This is a genomic window from Mesorhizobium sp. CA10 (assembly GCF_020165285.1).
GTDB lineage: Bacteria > Pseudomonadota > Alphaproteobacteria > Rhizobiales > Rhizobiaceae > Mesorhizobium.
The window spans coordinates 105,172-120,505 of record NZ_JAIUHV010000015.1 but is presented as its reverse complement, the minus strand read 5'-3'; the positions used below and the strand labels follow the sequence as shown (position 1 = coordinate 120,505).

Below are 15,334 nucleotides of genomic sequence, written 5' to 3'. Positions count from 1 at the left end.
GAGATCGTCGGCATCCGTCCGACCACCAAGACGACCTGCACGGGCGTTGAGATGTTCCGCAAGCTGCTCGACCAGGGCCAGGCCGGCGACAACATCGGCGCGCTGCTGCGCGGCGTCGACCGTGAAGGCGTGGAGCGCGGCCAGGTTCTGGCCAAGCCCGGCACGGTCAAGCCGCACAAGAAGTTCGTGGCCGAAGCCTACATCCTGACCAAGGACGAGGGCGGCCGTCACACGCCGTTCTTCACCAACTACCGTCCGCAGTTCTACTTCCGCACGACGGACGTGACGGGCATCGTGACACTGCCGGCCGGCACCGAGATGGTGATGCCCGGCGACAACATCACCGTCGACGTCGAGCTGATCGTGCCGATCGCGATGGAAGAGAAGCTGCGCTTCGCCATCCGTGAAGGCGGCCGCACCGTCGGTGCCGGCATCGTCGTCACCATCAAAGAGTAATTTGGACTGAAACCGATCTGTCGCGGGCGCGGGAGCTGCCCGCGCCGCGCCAGAACAAGGAATTGACGCATGAACGGACAGAATATCCGCATCCGCCTTAAGGCGTTTGACCACCGGGTGCTCGACGCCTCGACGCGCGAAATCGTGTCGACCGCCAAGCGCACCGGCGCCAACGTCCGCGGCCCAATCCCGCTGCCGACGCGGATCGAAAAATTCACGGTCAACCGGTCGCCCCACGTCGACAAGAAGAGCCGCGAACAGTTCGAGATGCGCACGCACAAGCGGCTGCTCGACATCGTCGATCCGACCCCGCAGACAGTCGACGCTTTGATGAAGCTCGATCTGGCCGCCGGTGTCGACGTCGAGATCAAGCTCTAAGGGAATGAGAGAGCGGTAAGGGGCGGTGCCCCTGGCCCGGAACTCTAAAGGAATTGAACCGATGCGTTCAGGTGTGATTGCAAAGAAGGTGGGAATGACCCGCATCTATAACGATGCCGGCGAACACGTTCCCGTCACCGTTCTCCAGATGGAGAACTGCCAGGTCGTGGCCCAGCGCACGCAGGAGAAGAACGGCTACACCGCCGTCCAGCTCGGCGTTGGCCTTGCCAAGGTGAAGAACACGTCGAAGGCGATGCGCGGCCATTTCGCCGCCGCTTCCGTCGAGCCGAAGGCGAAGGTCGCCGAGTTTCGCGTCTCCGCCGACAACATGATCGACGTCGGCGCCGAGCTGACCGTCGAGCATTTCGTCGCCGGCCAGAAGGTGGACGTCACCGGCACCTCGACCGGCAAGGGTTTTCAGGGCGTGATCAAGCGGCACCACATGGGCGGTGGCCGCGCCACGCATGGTAACTCGGTCTCGCACCGCACGCACGGCTCGACCGGCCAGCGCCAGGACCCCGGCAAGGTGTTCAAGGGCAAGAAGATGGCCGGCCACATGGGCGACACCCGCGTCACCACGCAGAATGTCGAGGTCGTCTCGACCGATGCCGATCGCGGCCTGATCCTGATCCGCGGCGCGGTGCCCGGCGTCAAGGGCGCCTGGATCCTGGTTCGCGACGCCGCCAAGGTTGCGCTGCCGGCCAATGCGCCGAAGCCGGCCGCGATCCGCGCCGCTGCCGCCAAGAACGAAGCCCCGGCCACTGAGGGAGCCGAATAATGGATCTCAAGATCACAACGCTGGGCGGCAAGGACGCCGGCAAGGTGGAACTCTCCGAGGAGATTTTCGGCCTTGACCCGCGCGAGGACATCCTGCAGCGCGTCGTGCGCTGGCAGCTCGCCAAGAAGCAGCAGGGCACGCACAAGGCCAAGGGCCGCGCCGAAATCGCGCGCACCGGCGCCAAGATGTACAAGCAGAAGGGTACCGGCCGCGCCCGTCACCACTCGGCTCGCGCTCCGCAGTTCCGCGGCGGCGGCAAGGCACACGGCCCGGTCGTACGCAGCCATGAGCACGAGCTGCCGAAGAAGGTTCGTGCGCTTGGCCTCAAGCACGCTCTCTCGGCCAAGGCCAAGAGCGCTTCGCTGATCATCGTCGACGAGCTGAAGCTCACCGAAGCCAAGACCAAGGCGCTGGTGGCGAATTTCGAGACGCTGGGGCTGACCAACGCCCTGGTCATCGGCGGCGCCGAGCTTGATCAGAACTTCAAGCTGGCCGCGACCAACATTCCGAACATCGACGTGCTGCCCATCCAGGGCATCAACGTCTACGACATTCTGCGCCGCGGCACGCTGGTCCTTTCGAAGGCCGCCGTCGAGGCTCTCGAGGAGCGCTTTAAATGACCGACCTCCGTCACTACGACGTGATCGTCTCGCCGGCGATCACCGAAAAGTCGACCATGGCTTCCGAGCAGAACCAGGTCGTCTTCAACGTCGCCAAGAAGGCGTCGAAGCCGGAAATCAAGGCTGCCGTGGAGGCTCTCTTCGGCGTCAAGGTGACGGCTGTGAACACGCTCGTCCGCAAGGGCAAGATCAAGCGCTTCCGCGGCACCGTTGGCCGCCAGGGCGACGTCAAGAAGGCGGTTGTGACGCTGGCCGACGGCCAGTCGATCGACGTCGCGACGGGTCTCTGAGCAAGGCCGCGAGGACAGGACAATGGCACTTAAGAAATTCAACCCGGTAACGCCGAGCACCCGCCAGCTGGTCATCGTCGACCGCTCGGGCCTCTACAAGGGCAAGCCCATCAAGGGCCTGACCGAAGGCCTGACCAAGTCGGGCGGCCGCAACAACTACGGCCGCATCACGGCCCGCTTCATCGGCGGCGGTCACAAGCGTTCGTACCGCATCATCGACTTCAAGCGTAAGAAGTACGACGTCGTCGGCACGGTCGAGCGCATCGAATACGATCCGAACCGCACCGCCTTCATCGCGCTGATCAAGTATGACGACGGCGAGCTGTCCTACATCCTGGCCCCGCAGCGTCTTGCTGCCGGCGACAAGATCGTGGCCGGCGAAGCGGTCGACGTGAAGCCGGGCAACGCGATGCCGCTGGCCTCGATGCCGGTCGGCACGATCGTCCATAACATCGAGCTGAAGCCGGGCAAGGGCGGCCAGGTCGCCCGTTCGGCTGGCGGTTACGCCCAGCTCGTCGGCCGCGACCAGGGCATGGCGATCCTGCGCCTCAACTCGGGCGAGCAGCGTGTCGTGCACGGCTCCTGCATGGCCACCGTCGGCGCCGTGTCGAACCCCGACCACGGCAACATCAACGACGGCAAGGCCGGTCGCACCGTGTGGCGCGGCAAGCGTCCGCACAATCGCGGCGTGGCCATGAACCCGGTCGACCATCCGCATGGCGGCGGCGAAGGCCGCACCTCGGGTGGCCGTCATCCGGTTTCGCCCTGGGGCAAGCCGACCAAGGGCAAGAAGACGCGGTCCAACAAGGCGACCGACAAGTTCATCCTGCGCTCGCGTCATCAGCGCAAGAGCTAAGAAGAGGTAACGCCAAGTGACTCGTTCGATTTGGAAAGGCCCCTTTATCGATGGCTACCTTCTCAAGAAGGTGGACAAGGTTCGTGAAGGTGGTCGCAATGAGGTGATCAAGATGTGGAGCCGTCGCTCCACCATCCTGCCGCAGTTCGTCGGCTTCACCTTCGGTGTCTACAACGGCCAGAAGCACGTTCCCGTCTCGGTGAACGAGGACATGGTCGGCCACAAGTTCGGTGAATTCGCTCCGACCCGGACCTATTACGGTCACGGCGCGGATAAGAAGGCGAAGAGGAAATAATCATGGGCAAGGCCAAAGCTCCGCGCAGGCTTGCTGATAACGAGGCGCGTGCCGTTCTGCGCACGATCCGCATCAGCCCGCAGAAGCTCAACCTGGTTGCCGCGCTGATCCGCGGCAAGAAGGTCGCGACAGCGCTTTCCGATCTCGAATTCTCGGCCAAGCGGATTTCCGGCACGGTCAAGAAGACGCTGGAATCGGCGATCGCCAATGCGGAAAACAATCACGACCTCGACGTCGACGCTCTGATCGTGGCGGAAGCCTTTGTCGGCAAGTCGATCGTCATGAAGCGTTTCCACGCTCGTGGCCGCGGCCGCGCCAGCCGTATCGAAAAGCCGTTCTCGCACCTCACGATCGTCGTTCGTGAAGTCGAGGAAAAAGGGGAGGCCGCATAATGGGCCAGAAAGTCAATCCGATCGGGCTGCGTCTCGGCATCAACCGTACCTGGGATTCGCGCTGGTTCGCGAACACCGGCGAATACGGCCAGCTGCTGCACGAAGACCTCAAGATCCGCAAGTATCTCGAGAAGGAACTCAAGCAGGCCGCGATTTCGAAAGTCGTGATCGAGCGCCCGCACAAGAAGTGCCGCGTCACCATCCACGCCGCGCGTCCGGGCCTCATCATCGGCAAGAAGGGCGCCGACATCGAGAAGCTTCGCAAGAAGCTAACCGAGATGACGAAGTCCGAAACGCACCTCAACATCGTTGAAGTGCGCAAGCCGGAAATCGACGCCACGCTGGTCGCCCAGTCGATCGCCCAGCAGCTCGAGCGCCGCATCGCGTTCCGCCGCGCCATGAAGCGTGCCGTTCAGTCGGCCATGCGTCTCGGCGCCGAAGGCATCCGCATCAACTGCTCCGGCCGTCTCGGCGGCGCCGAGATCGCGCGCATGGAGTGGTACCGCGAAGGCCGCGTGCCGCTGCATACGCTGCGCGCCGACGTCGACTACGGCACGGCCGAGGCGAACACGGCCTACGGCATCTGCGGCGTCAAGGTGTGGGTGTTCAAAGGCGAGATCCTCGAGCATGACCCGATGGCTTCCGAGCGCCGTGCAACCGAAGGCGATGCCGCGCATGGCGGCGGCGGTGCTGGCGGTGAGCGCGAACGCGGCCGCCGTCGCGAGAACGCCTGAGACATTTGAGAATTTGGAGTTAGAACGATGCTGCAGCCAAAGCGCACAAAGTTCCGCAAGCAGTTCAAGGGCCGTATCCACGGTGCCGCCAAGGGCGGCACCAACCTGGATTTCGGCGGTTTCGGGCTGAAGGCGCTTGAGCCGAACCGCGTCACCGCGCGCGAGATCGAGGCGGCCCGCCGCGCGATCACCCGCGAGATGAAGCGCGCCGGCCGCGTCTGGATCCGGGTGTTCCCGGACCTGCCGGTCACCTCGAAGCCGACCGAAGTCCGCATGGGTAAGGGCAAGGGCGCCGTCGACTACTGGGCGGCGCGCGTGAAGCCCGGCCGTATCATGTTCGAGATCGACGGCGTCAGCGAGGAGACCGCTCGTGAAGCGCTGCGTCTCGGCGCCGCCAAGCTCTCGGTCAAGACGCGCTTCGTGCAGCGCATCGCAGAATAAGGACAGGCGATCATGAAAGCCGAAGACATCCGGACCAAGACCCAGGATCAGCTGACCGACGACCTGGCCGCTCTCAAGAAGGAGCAGTTCAACCTGCGCTTCCAGAAGGCCACCGGCCAGCTCGAAAAGACCGCGCGCGTGAAGCAGGTCCGCAAGGACATCGCGCGCATCAAGACCATCGCCGCGGAAAAAGCCGCGGCCAAGAAGGGTTAAGACCATGCCAAAGCGCATCCTGCAGGGCACCGTCGTCAGCGACAAGAACGAGAAGACGGTCGTGGTCAAGGTCGAGCGTCGCTTCACGCATCCCGTGATGAAGAAGACCGTGCGCATGACCAAGAAGTACAAGGCGCACGACGAGAACAACGCCCACAAGGTCGGCGACCAGGTGTTCATCCAGGAATCGAAGCCGATTTCCAAGGACAAGCGCTGGGTTGTCGTCTCTTCGGATCAGGCTTGATCCGGGCGAACGAACCGAATTTTGGACAGACCGGGGAGGGGTGAAGAACCCGTCCCGTTAGAAAAGAAGAAGGCGGCCAGTCATGATTCAGATGCAAACAAACCTCGACGTCGCGGATAATTCCGGCGCCCGTCGTGTCATGTGCATCAAGGTGCTGGGCGGCTCGAAGCGGAAATACGCCTCCGTCGGCGACATCATCGTGGTGTCGATCAAGGAAGCCATTCCGCGCGGCCGCGTTAAGAAGGGCGATGTGATGAAGGCGGTCGTGGTTCGCACGGCCAAGGACATCCGCCGCCCGGACGGCAGCGTGATCCGTTTCGACAAGAACGCGGCCGTTCTCGTCGACAATAAGAAAGAGCCGATCGGCACCCGTATCTTCGGACCGGTTCCGCGCGAATTGCGCGCCAAGAACCACATGAAGATCATCTCGCTCGCGCCTGAAGTGCTGTAAGGAGCCGGACCAATGCAAAAGATCAAAAAAGGCGACAAGGTCGTCGTGCTTGCCGGCAAGGACAAGGGCCGTTCGGGCGAAGTCCTGTCGGTGCAGCCGAAGGAAGACACCGCAGTCGTCCGCGGCGTAAACCTCATTCGCCGTCACCAGAAGCAGACCCAGTCGCAAGAGGCCGGGATCATCACCAAGGAAGCGCCGATCCACCTGTCGAATATCGCGCTGGCCGACCCCAAGGACGGCAAGCCGACCCGCGTCGGCTTCACCATCCAGAAGGATGGCAAGAAGGTGCGCGTCGCCAAGCGTTCGGGAGAAGTCATCAATGGCTAAGGCTGAAACCAAGCAGGCAACTGCCAAGAACGAGCCGCGCCTCAAGAAGGTCTACAACGAGACCATCCGCAAGGCGATGCAGGAGCAGTTCGGCTACGACAATGACATGCAGGTTCCGCGCATCGACAAGATCGTGCTGAACATGGGTGTCGGCGAAGCAACCGCAGACTCCAAGAAGCCTTCGGTCGCGGCCGAGGATCTCGCGCTGATCGCCGGCCAGAAGGCCGTCGTCACCCGCGCCCGCAACTCGATTGCCGGCTTCAAGGTGCGCGAGAACATGCCGATCGGCGCCAAGGTCACGCTGCGCAAGGAACGCATGTACGAGTTCCTCGACCGCCTCGTGAACATCGCGCTGCCGCGCGTTCGCGACTTCCGCGGACTGAATCCGAAGAGCTTTGACGGCCGTGGCAACTACGCCATGGGCATCAAGGAACACATCGTGTTCCCGGAGATCAACTACGACAAGGTTGATCAGGTCTGGGGCATGGACGTCATCGTTTGTACGACGGCGAAGACGGACGACGAGGCAAGAGCGCTGCTCAAGGCCTTCAACTTCCCCTTCCGCCAGTAACGGCAGCGAAAAAGGAAACATCTGAAATGGCAAAGACCAGCTCAGTCGAGAAGAACAACCGGCGCCGCAAGCTCGCCGACCAGTACGCCGCCAAGCGCACGGCGCTCAAGGCCATCATCATGGATCAGTCCAAGCCGATGGAAGAGCGTTTCCGCGCCCAGTTGAAGCTTTCGGCGCTGCCGCGCAACTCGGCCAAGATCCGCATCCGCAATCGCTGCGAGGTGACGGGCCGTCCGCGCGCCTACTATCGCAAGCTGAAGCTTTCGCGTATCGCGCTTCGCGATCTGGGCAATACCGGCCAGATCCCGGGCCTGGTCAAGTCGAGCTGGTAAGGAGACACTGAGATGTCATTGAGCGATCCTCTCGGCGATATGCTGACCCGCATCCGCAACGCCTATGGCCGCAAGAAGTCGAGCGTTTCGACCCCGGCCTCGCGTCTGCGTGCCCGCGTCCTCGAGGTGCTGAAGTCGGAAGGCTATATCCGCGACTACAGCCAGACCGACTTCGAAAACGGCAAGTCGGAAATCGAGATCGAGCTGAAATATTTCGACGGCGCCCCGGTTGTGCGCGAGATCGAGCGCGTCTCGAAGCCTGGCCGTCGCGTCTATGTCTCGGCCAAGTCGATCCCGCACGTCGCCAACGGCCTCGGCATCGCCATCCTTTCGACGCCGAAGGGCGTCATGGCCGACCATGAAGCGCGCGAGCAGAATGTCGGCGGCGAAATCCTCTGCCAGATCTTCTGATCCGGCGCGAGATTGATGAATGGGCTTCGGTTCTCGGGATCGCGCCCGGGAACTGGAACCTGAAACGAAAGAAGTGACGAGGACAACAAAATGTCTCGTATCGGAAAGAAACCCGTTTCGCTGCCGCAAGGCGTGACCGCGTCCGTCAACGGCCAGACCGTGACGGCGAAGGGCCCCAAGGGCGAGCTGAAGTTCGTGGTGAACGACGAAGTGCTGGTGAAGATGGAGAACAACGAGATCTCCGTCGAGCCGCGCGACCAGACCAAGACCGCCCGCTCCAAGTGGGGCATGTCGCGCACGCAGATCGTCAACATCCTGCAGGGCGTGAAGGACGGCTTCGAGAAGAAGCTCGAGATCACCGGCGTCGGCTATCGCGCGGCGTTGCAGGGCAAGAACCTGCAGCTGGCGCTCGGCTTCAGCCACGACGTGGTCTATCAGACGCCGCAGGGCATCACCATCACGGTGCCGAAGCCGACCGAAATCACGGTCTCCGGCATCGACAAGCAACAGGTCGGCCAGGTCGCCGCCGAGATCCGCGAATATCGCGGTCCCGAGCCCTATAAGGGCAAGGGCGTGCGCTATGCCGACGAGCGCATCGTGCGCAAGGAAGGCAAGAAGAAGTAATAGGCCTGGCCCCGAGAAGTTGCAGACTTTTCGAAAAGGGCCAAGCCGCAGAAGTGTAACGCCGCGGGGAGCGGCCGCGGGAGCCTTGGCCTACCGCACAGGGTTGCCCCCGTTTTCTGAAGGCAAGGAACTGACATTATGGCAAGCCCCAAAGAAACCATCCAGCGCCGCGCGCAGCGCGTGCGCCGCCAGCTGAAGAAGGTCGCCGGCGAGCGTCCGAGGCTTTCGGTGCACCGCACCTCGAAGAACATCTACGTCCAGGTGATCGACGACGCCAACGGCCACACGCTGGCCGCCGCCTCGACGCTCGAGAAGGACCTCAAGGGTTCGCTCAAGACCGGCGCCGACACCGCAGCCGCGACCGCGGTCGGCAAGCTGATCGCCGAGCGTGCCGCCAAGGCCGGCGTCAAGGAAGTCGTCTTCGACCGCGGCCCGTACATCTATCACGGCCGCGTCAAGGCGCTGGCCGAGGCTGCCCGCGAAGGCGGTCTCAGCTTCTAATGCTTGATCCCGAACCGAGAGGTCCGCGCAGCGAAAAGTTGCAGACTTTTCGGACAAGATCATGCAAAGGAAAAGTTCGCCGCCGGCGACCCTAAAGTGGCGTCGGCAAACAGCAACCCGTGCTTCCGGAAAAGAACAAGGAACAGGATATGGCACAGGAACGTAGAGAAGGCGGCCGCGGCCGCGAGCGCGAAGAGCGTGACGACGGCATGGTGGACAAGCTCGTCCACATCAACCGCGTCGCCAAGGTGGTGAAGGGCGGCCGTCGTTTCGGTTTTGCCGCTCTCGTCGTCGTCGGCGACCAGAAGGGCCGCGTCGGCTTCGGCCACGGCAAGGCGCGCGAAGTGCCGGAAGCGATCCGCAAGGCGACCGAGTCGGCCAAGCGCGACATGATCTTCGTGCCGCTGCGTTCGGGCCGCACGCTGCATCACGACGTCGAGGGCCGCTGGGGCGCCGGACGCGTTCTGCTGCGCGCCGCCAAGCAAGGTACCGGCATCATCGCCGGCGGTCCGATGCGCGCCGTCTTTGAGACGCTCGGCATGCATGACGTGGTCGCCAAGTCGATGGGTTCGTCGAACCCCTACAACATGGTTCGCGCCACCTTCGACGCGCTGAAGAGCCAGATGCATCCGAAGGATGTGGCTGCCGCGCGCGGCATCAAGTACTCGACCCTTCAGGCCCGCCGCGGCACCGCCGTTGCGGCTGAAGAATAGTCGACGCTGACCAGGGATTTCGACCATGGCCAAGAAAGCTACCAAGACCATCACCGTCGAGCAGATCGGCTCCCCGATCCGCCGGCCGAAGGAGCAGCGCGCGACGCTGGTCGGCCTCGGCCTGAACAAGATGCACAAGCGGCGCACGCTGGAAGATACCCCTTCGGTGCGCGGCATGATCGCCGCCGTCCAGCACCTCGTCCGCGTCGTGGACGAGGCCTGAACGGAAGGGCAGGAGAAGAAACATGAAACTCAACGATCTGCGTGACAAGGACGGCGCGACGCACTCCAAGAAGCGTCTCGGCCGCGGCATCGGTTCCGGCTCGGGCAAGACCGCCGGTCGCGGCGTCAAGGGCCAGAAGGCCCGCTCTGGCGTTGCCATCAACGGCTTCGAGGGTGGCCAGATGCCGCTCTACCGGCGCCTGCCGAAGCGTGGCTTCAACAACATCTTCGCCAAGAGCTTCACGGTCGTGTCGCTGGCCCGCATCCAGGCTGCTATCGACGCCAAGAAGCTCGACGCCAAGGCGACCGTGACGGCCGAGGCCCTGGTTGCCGCCGGCGTCATCCGCCGCGCCAAGGACGGCGTGCGCGTGCTCTCCGACGGCGAACTCAAAGCCAAGCTGTCCTTCGACGTCGCCGGCGCCTCCAAGGCCGCGATCGAGAAGATCGAGAAGGCCGGCGGTTCGGTGAAGCTGCCGGAAGCGGCCGCCGCCGAGTAACGGCGATTTGAAGCGCGGCCGACCGGGATGACTTCGCATATTCCGTCGAACCGCGCTTTGACCGGATGAATTGGGCGGCCGCGTCAACGCGGCCGCTTGCATGTTTACGGTCCCGAGCTTATCTCGTGAGCTTCGGTGACACGCGCCGCCTGAGCTGCGGCATCGAGCGCGACGTAGAAATCAAAGAAGTAGAGCATGATGTCGTCCGAAAACCGCTCCACATTTTTCGGCATCGTGCTCTAGCGGAGAATCAGGCATGGCCTCGGCTGCTGAACAACTAGCCTCCAATCTGAATTTCGCGGCCTTCGCCAAGGCCGAGGATCTCAAGAAGCGCATCTGGTTCACCATCGGCGCGCTGCTCGTCTACCGCCTCGGCACTTATATCCCGCTTCCCGGCATCAACCCCGATGCTTTCGCCCAGGCCTTCTCCTCGCAGAGCAAGGGCGTGCTCGGCATGTTCAACATGTTCGCCGGCGGCGCCGTGCAGCGCATGGCGATCTTCGCGCTGGGCATCATGCCCTACATCTCCGCCTCCATCATCATGCAGCTGATGACCTCGGTCATCCCGTCGCTGGAAACGCTGAAGAAGGAAGGCGAGCAGGGCCGCAAGATCATCAACCAGTACACGCGCTACGGCACCGTGCTCCTGGCGCTGATCCAGGCCTACGGCATTTCGATCGGCCTCGAGGGCGGCAACGGCATCGTCAACGATCCCGGCATGTTCTTCCGCATCTCGACGGTCGTCACGCTCGTCGGCGGCACCATGTTCCTGATGTGGCTCGGCGAGCAGATCACCGCGCGCGGCATCGGCAACGGCATTTCGCTGATCATCTTCTCCGGCATCGTCGCGGGCCTGCCGCGCGCGATCTCCGGCACGCTGGAACTCGGCCGTACCGGCGCGCTGTCGACGGGCCTCATCCTCGCGATCATCGTGCTGGCCATCATCGTCATTGCGCTCATCGTCTTCTTCGAACGCGCGCAGCGGCGCCTGCTCATCCAGTATCCGAAGCGCCAGGTCGGCAATCGCATGTTCCAGGGCGATACCTCGCATTTGCCGCTGAAGCTCAACACCTCCGGCGTCATCCCGCCGATCTTCGCGTCCTCGCTGCTGCTTCTGCCGGCCACCGTGGCGGGCTTCTCGCAGGCGACCAACCTGCCGGCCTGGGCAAGCACGATCCTCGCCTCGCTCGGCCACGGCCAGCCGCTCTACATGATCTTCTATGCGGGCATGATCGTCTTCTTCGCCTTCTTCTACACGGCGATCGTCTTCAATCCGAAGGACACGGCCGACCAGCTCAAGAAGCACTCCGGCTTCATCCCGGGCTATCGGCCGGGCGAGCGCACCGCCGACTATATCGACTATGTTCTGACGCGCATTACCGTCATCGGCGCCATTTACCTGGTGCTGGTCTGTCTGCTGCCGGAGTTCCTGATTTCGGCGACTGGCGTACCTTTCTACCTCGGTGGCACATCGCTTCTGATCGTGGTCAGTGTCACGCTCGATACGGTGGCGCAGATTCAGGGTCACCTGATCGCGCACCAGTATGAGGGCCTGATCAAGAAGTCGAAGTTGCGCGGGGGGAAGAGGAGCAGATGAGGCTGATTTTGCTTGGGCCGCCAGGAGCGGGCAAGGGGACACAAGCACAAAGACTGGTTGAAAAACACGGCATCCCCCAGCTCTCGACGGGTGACATGCTGCGTGCCGCCGTCCAGGCCGGAACCGAGGTCGGCAAGCGTGCCAAGGCGGTGATGGATGCCGGTGAGCTGGTCTCGGATGCGATCGTCAACGCCATCGTCGCCGAGCGTATCGATCAGCCGGATTGCGCCAAGGGATTCATCCTCGACGGCTATCCGCGCACGCTGGTCCAGGCCGACGCGGTCGAGGCCATGCTTGCCGAACGCGGCATAGCGCTCGACACCGTCATAGAGCTCGTCGTCGACGATAAGGCGCTGGTTGGCCGAATCGTCAAACGCGCCGAGGAGGCCAAGGCCGCCGGCCAGCCTGTGCGCAAGGACGACAACCCGGAGGTGTTCGAGGAACGCCTGCGCGAATACTACAAGAAGACGGCGCCGCTGACCGGCTATTACTACGTCAAGGGCAAGCTCAAGACCGTCGACGGCATGGCCAGTATCGATGCCGTGACCGCCGAGATCGGCAAGGTGCTCGCGGCCGCGGTGAAGTAGACCGGGCCGACAGCTAAAGATAGCGCTTGGCGACGATTAACGATTGCGCTTGACTGGAGTGGGCCGTTGGGGTATGGCGGCCCGTCTTCCTATCAGGCATGGACTTTGCTTGCCCTTGCGGGCAAGGCATCCGCTTTGAACCAGGAAACTCCCGCAAGGGCCGGCCTCCACCGGACGCGGGGCAACTTCGACAGCGCCGGCTCGTCCGGCCCAAATGGAGAAAGAGAAGAAAATGGCTCGTATAGCCGGCGTCAACATTCCGACCAACAAGCGCGTCGTCATCGCGCTTCAGTACATTCACGGCATCGGCAAGAAGTTTGCCCAGGAGATCGTCGACAAGGTCGGCATCCCGGCGGACCGCCGCGTCAACCAGCTGACCGACGCGGAAGTGCTGCAGATCCGCGAGACGATCGACCGCGACTACCAGGTCGAAGGCGACCTGCGCCGCGAAGTCTCGATGAACATCAAGCGGCTCATGGACCTTGGCTGCTACCGCGGCCTGCGTCACCGTCGCTCGCTGCCGGTCCGCGGCCAGCGCACGCATACCAACGCCCGCACCCGCAAGGGCCCGGCCAAGGCGATCGCCGGCAAGAAGAAGTAATTGAGCGAATAGCGAGTAGCGGTTAGCGAGTAGGGGACCCTATTCGCTATTCCCTACTCACTACTCGCTTTTCCAAGGTGGAGCCGCTGGCATTACGGCGGTGTAGAGATCAACTGAAAGGAATACCATGGCCAAGGAAGCCGCTCGTGTTCGCCGTCGCGAACGCAAGAACATTTCGTCGGGCGTTGCCCACGTCAATTCGACCTTCAACAACACCATGATCACCATCACCGACGCGCAGGGCAATTCGATCGCCTGGTCGTCGGCCGGTGCCCAGGGTTTCAAGGGTTCGCGCAAGTCGACGCCGTTCGCAGCCCAGATGGCTGCCGAGGACGTCGCCAAGAAGGCGCAGGAACACGGTATGCGCATGCTCGAGGTCGAGGTCTGCGGACCCGGTTCCGGTCGTGAATCGGCGCTCCGCGCGCTGCAGGCGGCGGGCTTCACCATCACCTCGATTCGTGACGTGACGCCGATCCCGCACAATGGTTGCCGTCCGCGCAAGAAGCGCCGCGTCTGATTTTTAAACGCCGCGCGAACGCCAAGGCGTTCCTCCGCGGTTTTCCGTGTCGCCCGCCACGATTGGATGGTGGCGGGGCAAAGGAAGGAAGACTTTTATGATCCAGAAAAACTGGCAGGAACTGATCAAGCCGAACAAGATCGAGTTCTCGTCGAAGAAGAAGACGCTGACCACGCTGGTGGCCGAGCCGCTCGAACGCGGCTTTGGCCTGACGCTGGGCAACGCGCTGCGGCGCGTGCTTCTGTCTTCGCTGCGCGGCGCGGCTGTGACCGCCGTGCAGATCGACGGCGTGCTGCATGAATTCTCGTCCATCGCCGGCGTGCGCGAAGACGTGACCGACATCGTGCTCAACATCAAGGAAATCGCCATCCGCATGGAAGGCGATGGCCCCAAGCGCATGGTCGTGCGCAAGCAGGGCCCGGGCGCCGTGCTCGCCGGCGACATCCAGACGGTCGGCGACGTCGAGATCCTCAACCCCGACCACGTGATCTGCACGCTGGACGAGGGCGCCGAGATCCGCATGGAGTTCACCGTCGACACCGGCAAGGGCTATGTGCCGGCCGAGCGCAACCGCGCCGAGGACGCGCCGATCGGGCTGATCCCGGTCGACAGCCTCTATTCGCCGGTCAAGAAGGTCTCCTACAAGGTCGAGAATACCCGCGAGGGCCAGGTTCTCGACTATGACAAGCTGACCATGACGATCGAGACCAACGGCTCGATTTCGGGCGAGGACGCGGTCGCTTTCGCCGCCCGCATCCTGCAGGACCAGCTTGGCCTGTTCGTCAACTTCGACGAGCCGCAGAAGGAAGTCGCCACCGAGGCCGTGACCGAACTCGCCTTCAACCCGGCGCTGCTCAAGAAGGTCGACGAGCTCGAGCTTTCGGTGCGTTCGGCCAACTGCCTGAAGAACGACAACATCGTCTATATCGGCGACCTGATCCAGAAGACCGAAGCCGAGATGCTGCGCACCCCGAACTTCGGCCGCAAGTCGCTGAACGAGATCAAGGAAGTGCTGGCGGCCATGGGCCTCCATCTCGGCATGGAAGTGCCGGACTGGCCGCCGGAAAACATCGAAGACCTCGCCAAGCGTTACGAAGACCAATATTGAGCATGAATTCCAAGGATCGGCGGCGAGAGCCGCTCGATCCGACGGTCATGCGGAAAACCATCAGAGGCCGTGGCCTCTTGAACAACTGAAGAAGGAAAAGAGCCATGCGCCACGGTTTCAAAGGCCGTCGTTTCGCCCGCAGCATCAGCCACCGCAAGTCGATGTTCGCCAATCTCGCCGTGTCGCTGATCGAGCACGAGCAGATCGTCACCACCTTGCCGAAGGCGAAGGACCTGCGTCCGATCGTCGAGAAGCTCGTGACGCTCGGCAAGCGCGGTGACCTGCACGCCCGCCGCCAGGTGATCGCGCAGATCGGCAATGAGGGCGTCGTCAAGCGCCTGTTCGAGACCATCGCCCCGCGCTACGCCACCCGCAATGGCGGCTATCTGCGCATCATGAAGGCGGGTTTCCGCAAGGGCGACAACGCCGCGATGGCGGTCATCGAATTCGTCGATCGCGACACCTCGGCCAAGGGCGCCGCCGACCGCGCCCGCATAGAGGCTGAGGGCGCCAACGAGGAAGCCGCGGCCGCCTGAGGCCAAGCGCATCAATGACTTCAAGGGGCCTGCGGGCCCCTT

General features: G+C 63.1%; 28 protein-coding genes. All 28 read left to right on the top strand.

Annotated elements, in window-relative coordinates; translation table 11 throughout:
• On the top strand, window positions 1-456 hold a 456-nt coding region (locus LB535_RS25670), incomplete at its 5' end, for an EF-Tu/IF-2/RF-3 family GTPase (RefSeq protein WP_411969611.1).
• A gap of 69 nt (window positions 457-525) precedes the next feature.
• Window positions 526-834, top strand: a complete 309-nt coding sequence (gene rpsJ / locus LB535_RS25665) for a 30S ribosomal protein S10 (RefSeq protein ID WP_006205468.1) — start codon at window positions 526-528, stop codon at window positions 832-834.
• Between the two features lie 61 nt (window positions 835-895).
• The gene (rplC, locus tag LB535_RS25660) at window positions 896-1,612 is read left to right on the top strand and encodes a 50S ribosomal protein L3 (protein WP_095765515.1); all 717 of its coding nucleotides are present in this window, start codon (window positions 896-898) and stop codon (window positions 1,610-1,612) included.
• Window positions 1,612-2,232: a 50S ribosomal protein L4 gene (gene rplD / locus LB535_RS25655; RefSeq protein ID WP_095765514.1), complete on the top strand. Its 621-nt coding sequence runs from the start codon at window positions 1,612-1,614 to the stop codon at window positions 2,230-2,232. Before rplC ends, rplD begins: the two co-directional genes overlap by 1 nt.
• Window positions 2,229-2,522: a 50S ribosomal protein L23 gene (locus LB535_RS25650; RefSeq protein WP_040983033.1), complete on the top strand. Its 294-nt coding sequence runs from the start codon at window positions 2,229-2,231 to the stop codon at window positions 2,520-2,522. Before rplD ends, LB535_RS25650 begins: the two co-directional genes overlap by 4 nt.
• 22 nt (window positions 2,523-2,544) lie before the next feature.
• Window positions 2,545-3,378: a 50S ribosomal protein L2 gene (gene rplB / locus LB535_RS25645; RefSeq protein ID WP_095765513.1), complete on the top strand. Its 834-nt coding sequence runs from the start codon at window positions 2,545-2,547 to the stop codon at window positions 3,376-3,378.
• A 16-nt stretch (window positions 3,379-3,394) separates the two neighbouring features.
• Window positions 3,395-3,673, top strand: coding sequence for a 30S ribosomal protein S19 (gene rpsS / locus LB535_RS25640; RefSeq protein WP_006205463.1), 279 nt, complete (start codon window positions 3,395-3,397; stop codon window positions 3,671-3,673).
• Between the two features lie 2 nt (window positions 3,674-3,675).
• On the top strand, window positions 3,676-4,065 hold the full coding sequence (gene rplV / locus LB535_RS25635; protein WP_224634168.1) for a 50S ribosomal protein L22: 390 nt from the start codon (window positions 3,676-3,678) through the stop codon (window positions 4,063-4,065).
• Window positions 4,065-4,799, top strand: coding sequence for a 30S ribosomal protein S3 (gene rpsC / locus LB535_RS25630; protein ID WP_095765512.1), 735 nt, complete (start codon window positions 4,065-4,067; stop codon window positions 4,797-4,799). The genes rplV and rpsC overlap by 1 nt, the downstream gene beginning before the upstream one ends.
• 27 nt (window positions 4,800-4,826) lie before the next feature.
• The gene (gene rplP / locus LB535_RS25625; protein ID WP_095765511.1) at window positions 4,827-5,240 is read left to right on the top strand and encodes a 50S ribosomal protein L16; all 414 of its coding nucleotides are present in this window, start codon (window positions 4,827-4,829) and stop codon (window positions 5,238-5,240) included.
• A gap of 12 nt (window positions 5,241-5,252) precedes the next feature.
• Window positions 5,253-5,453: a 50S ribosomal protein L29 gene (rpmC, locus tag LB535_RS25620; protein WP_042642190.1), complete on the top strand. Its 201-nt coding sequence runs from the start codon at window positions 5,253-5,255 to the stop codon at window positions 5,451-5,453.
• A gap of 4 nt (window positions 5,454-5,457) precedes the next feature.
• Window positions 5,458-5,697, top strand: a complete 240-nt coding sequence (rpsQ, locus tag LB535_RS25615; RefSeq protein WP_023675136.1) for a 30S ribosomal protein S17 — start codon at window positions 5,458-5,460, stop codon at window positions 5,695-5,697.
• An 82-nt stretch (window positions 5,698-5,779) separates the two neighbouring features.
• Window positions 5,780-6,148, top strand: coding sequence for a 50S ribosomal protein L14 (rplN, locus tag LB535_RS25610; protein WP_006205457.1), 369 nt, complete (start codon window positions 5,780-5,782; stop codon window positions 6,146-6,148).
• Window positions 6,149-6,160: 12 nt separating this feature from the next.
• Complete coding sequence (gene rplX / locus LB535_RS25605) at window positions 6,161-6,475, top strand: 50S ribosomal protein L24 (RefSeq protein WP_095765510.1); 315 nt, start codon at window positions 6,161-6,163, stop codon at window positions 6,473-6,475.
• Window positions 6,468-7,046 (top strand): 50S ribosomal protein L5, encoded by a 579-nt coding sequence (gene rplE / locus LB535_RS25600; protein ID WP_095765509.1) that lies wholly within the window; start codon window positions 6,468-6,470, stop codon window positions 7,044-7,046. Before rplX ends, rplE begins: the two co-directional genes overlap by 8 nt.
• Window positions 7,047-7,072: 26 nt before the next feature.
• A complete protein-coding gene (gene rpsN, locus LB535_RS25595) occupies window positions 7,073-7,378 on the top strand; it encodes a 30S ribosomal protein S14 (protein ID WP_042642199.1) in 306 nt (101 codons plus the stop codon).
• A gap of 12 nt (window positions 7,379-7,390) precedes the next feature.
• Window positions 7,391-7,789: a 30S ribosomal protein S8 gene (gene rpsH, locus LB535_RS25590; protein WP_066989600.1), complete on the top strand. Its 399-nt coding sequence runs from the start codon at window positions 7,391-7,393 to the stop codon at window positions 7,787-7,789.
• 90 nt (window positions 7,790-7,879) lie between these two features.
• The gene (rplF, locus tag LB535_RS25585) at window positions 7,880-8,413 is read left to right on the top strand and encodes a 50S ribosomal protein L6 (RefSeq protein ID WP_095765508.1); all 534 of its coding nucleotides are present in this window, start codon (window positions 7,880-7,882) and stop codon (window positions 8,411-8,413) included.
• Window positions 8,414-8,551: 138 nt separating this feature from the next.
• Window positions 8,552-8,914 (top strand): 50S ribosomal protein L18, encoded by a 363-nt coding sequence (gene rplR / locus LB535_RS25580; RefSeq protein WP_224628206.1) that lies wholly within the window; start codon window positions 8,552-8,554, stop codon window positions 8,912-8,914.
• A gap of 149 nt (window positions 8,915-9,063) precedes the next feature.
• Window positions 9,064-9,627: a 30S ribosomal protein S5 gene (rpsE, locus tag LB535_RS25575; protein WP_032933400.1), complete on the top strand. Its 564-nt coding sequence runs from the start codon at window positions 9,064-9,066 to the stop codon at window positions 9,625-9,627.
• A 25-nt stretch (window positions 9,628-9,652) separates the two neighbouring features.
• A complete protein-coding gene (gene rpmD, locus LB535_RS25570; protein WP_027170355.1) occupies window positions 9,653-9,850 on the top strand; it encodes a 50S ribosomal protein L30 in 198 nt (65 codons plus the stop codon).
• 22 nt (window positions 9,851-9,872) lie between these two features.
• A complete protein-coding gene (gene rplO, locus LB535_RS25565; protein WP_140708828.1) occupies window positions 9,873-10,346 on the top strand; it encodes a 50S ribosomal protein L15 in 474 nt (157 codons plus the stop codon).
• Between the two features lie 256 nt (window positions 10,347-10,602).
• Window positions 10,603-11,943, top strand: coding sequence for a preprotein translocase subunit SecY (gene secY, locus LB535_RS25560; RefSeq protein ID WP_140678320.1), 1,341 nt, complete (start codon window positions 10,603-10,605; stop codon window positions 11,941-11,943).
• A complete protein-coding gene (locus LB535_RS25555) occupies window positions 11,940-12,530 on the top strand; it encodes an adenylate kinase (protein ID WP_224634167.1) in 591 nt (196 codons plus the stop codon). The genes secY and LB535_RS25555 overlap by 4 nt, the downstream gene beginning before the upstream one ends.
• A 232-nt stretch (window positions 12,531-12,762) precedes the next feature.
• Window positions 12,763-13,131, top strand: coding sequence for a 30S ribosomal protein S13 (gene rpsM / locus LB535_RS25550; RefSeq protein ID WP_027170351.1), 369 nt, complete (start codon window positions 12,763-12,765; stop codon window positions 13,129-13,131).
• 127 nt (window positions 13,132-13,258) lie between these two features.
• Window positions 13,259-13,648: a 30S ribosomal protein S11 gene (rpsK, locus tag LB535_RS25545; RefSeq protein WP_006205444.1), complete on the top strand. Its 390-nt coding sequence runs from the start codon at window positions 13,259-13,261 to the stop codon at window positions 13,646-13,648.
• A gap of 97 nt (window positions 13,649-13,745) precedes the next feature.
• A complete protein-coding gene (locus tag LB535_RS25540; RefSeq protein WP_027170350.1) occupies window positions 13,746-14,756 on the top strand; it encodes a DNA-directed RNA polymerase subunit alpha in 1,011 nt (336 codons plus the stop codon).
• A gap of 104 nt (window positions 14,757-14,860) precedes the next feature.
• Window positions 14,861-15,292 (top strand): 50S ribosomal protein L17, encoded by a 432-nt coding sequence (gene rplQ / locus LB535_RS25535; RefSeq protein ID WP_140544883.1) that lies wholly within the window; start codon window positions 14,861-14,863, stop codon window positions 15,290-15,292.
• The last annotated feature ends 42 nt before the right edge of the window (window positions 15,293-15,334 follow it).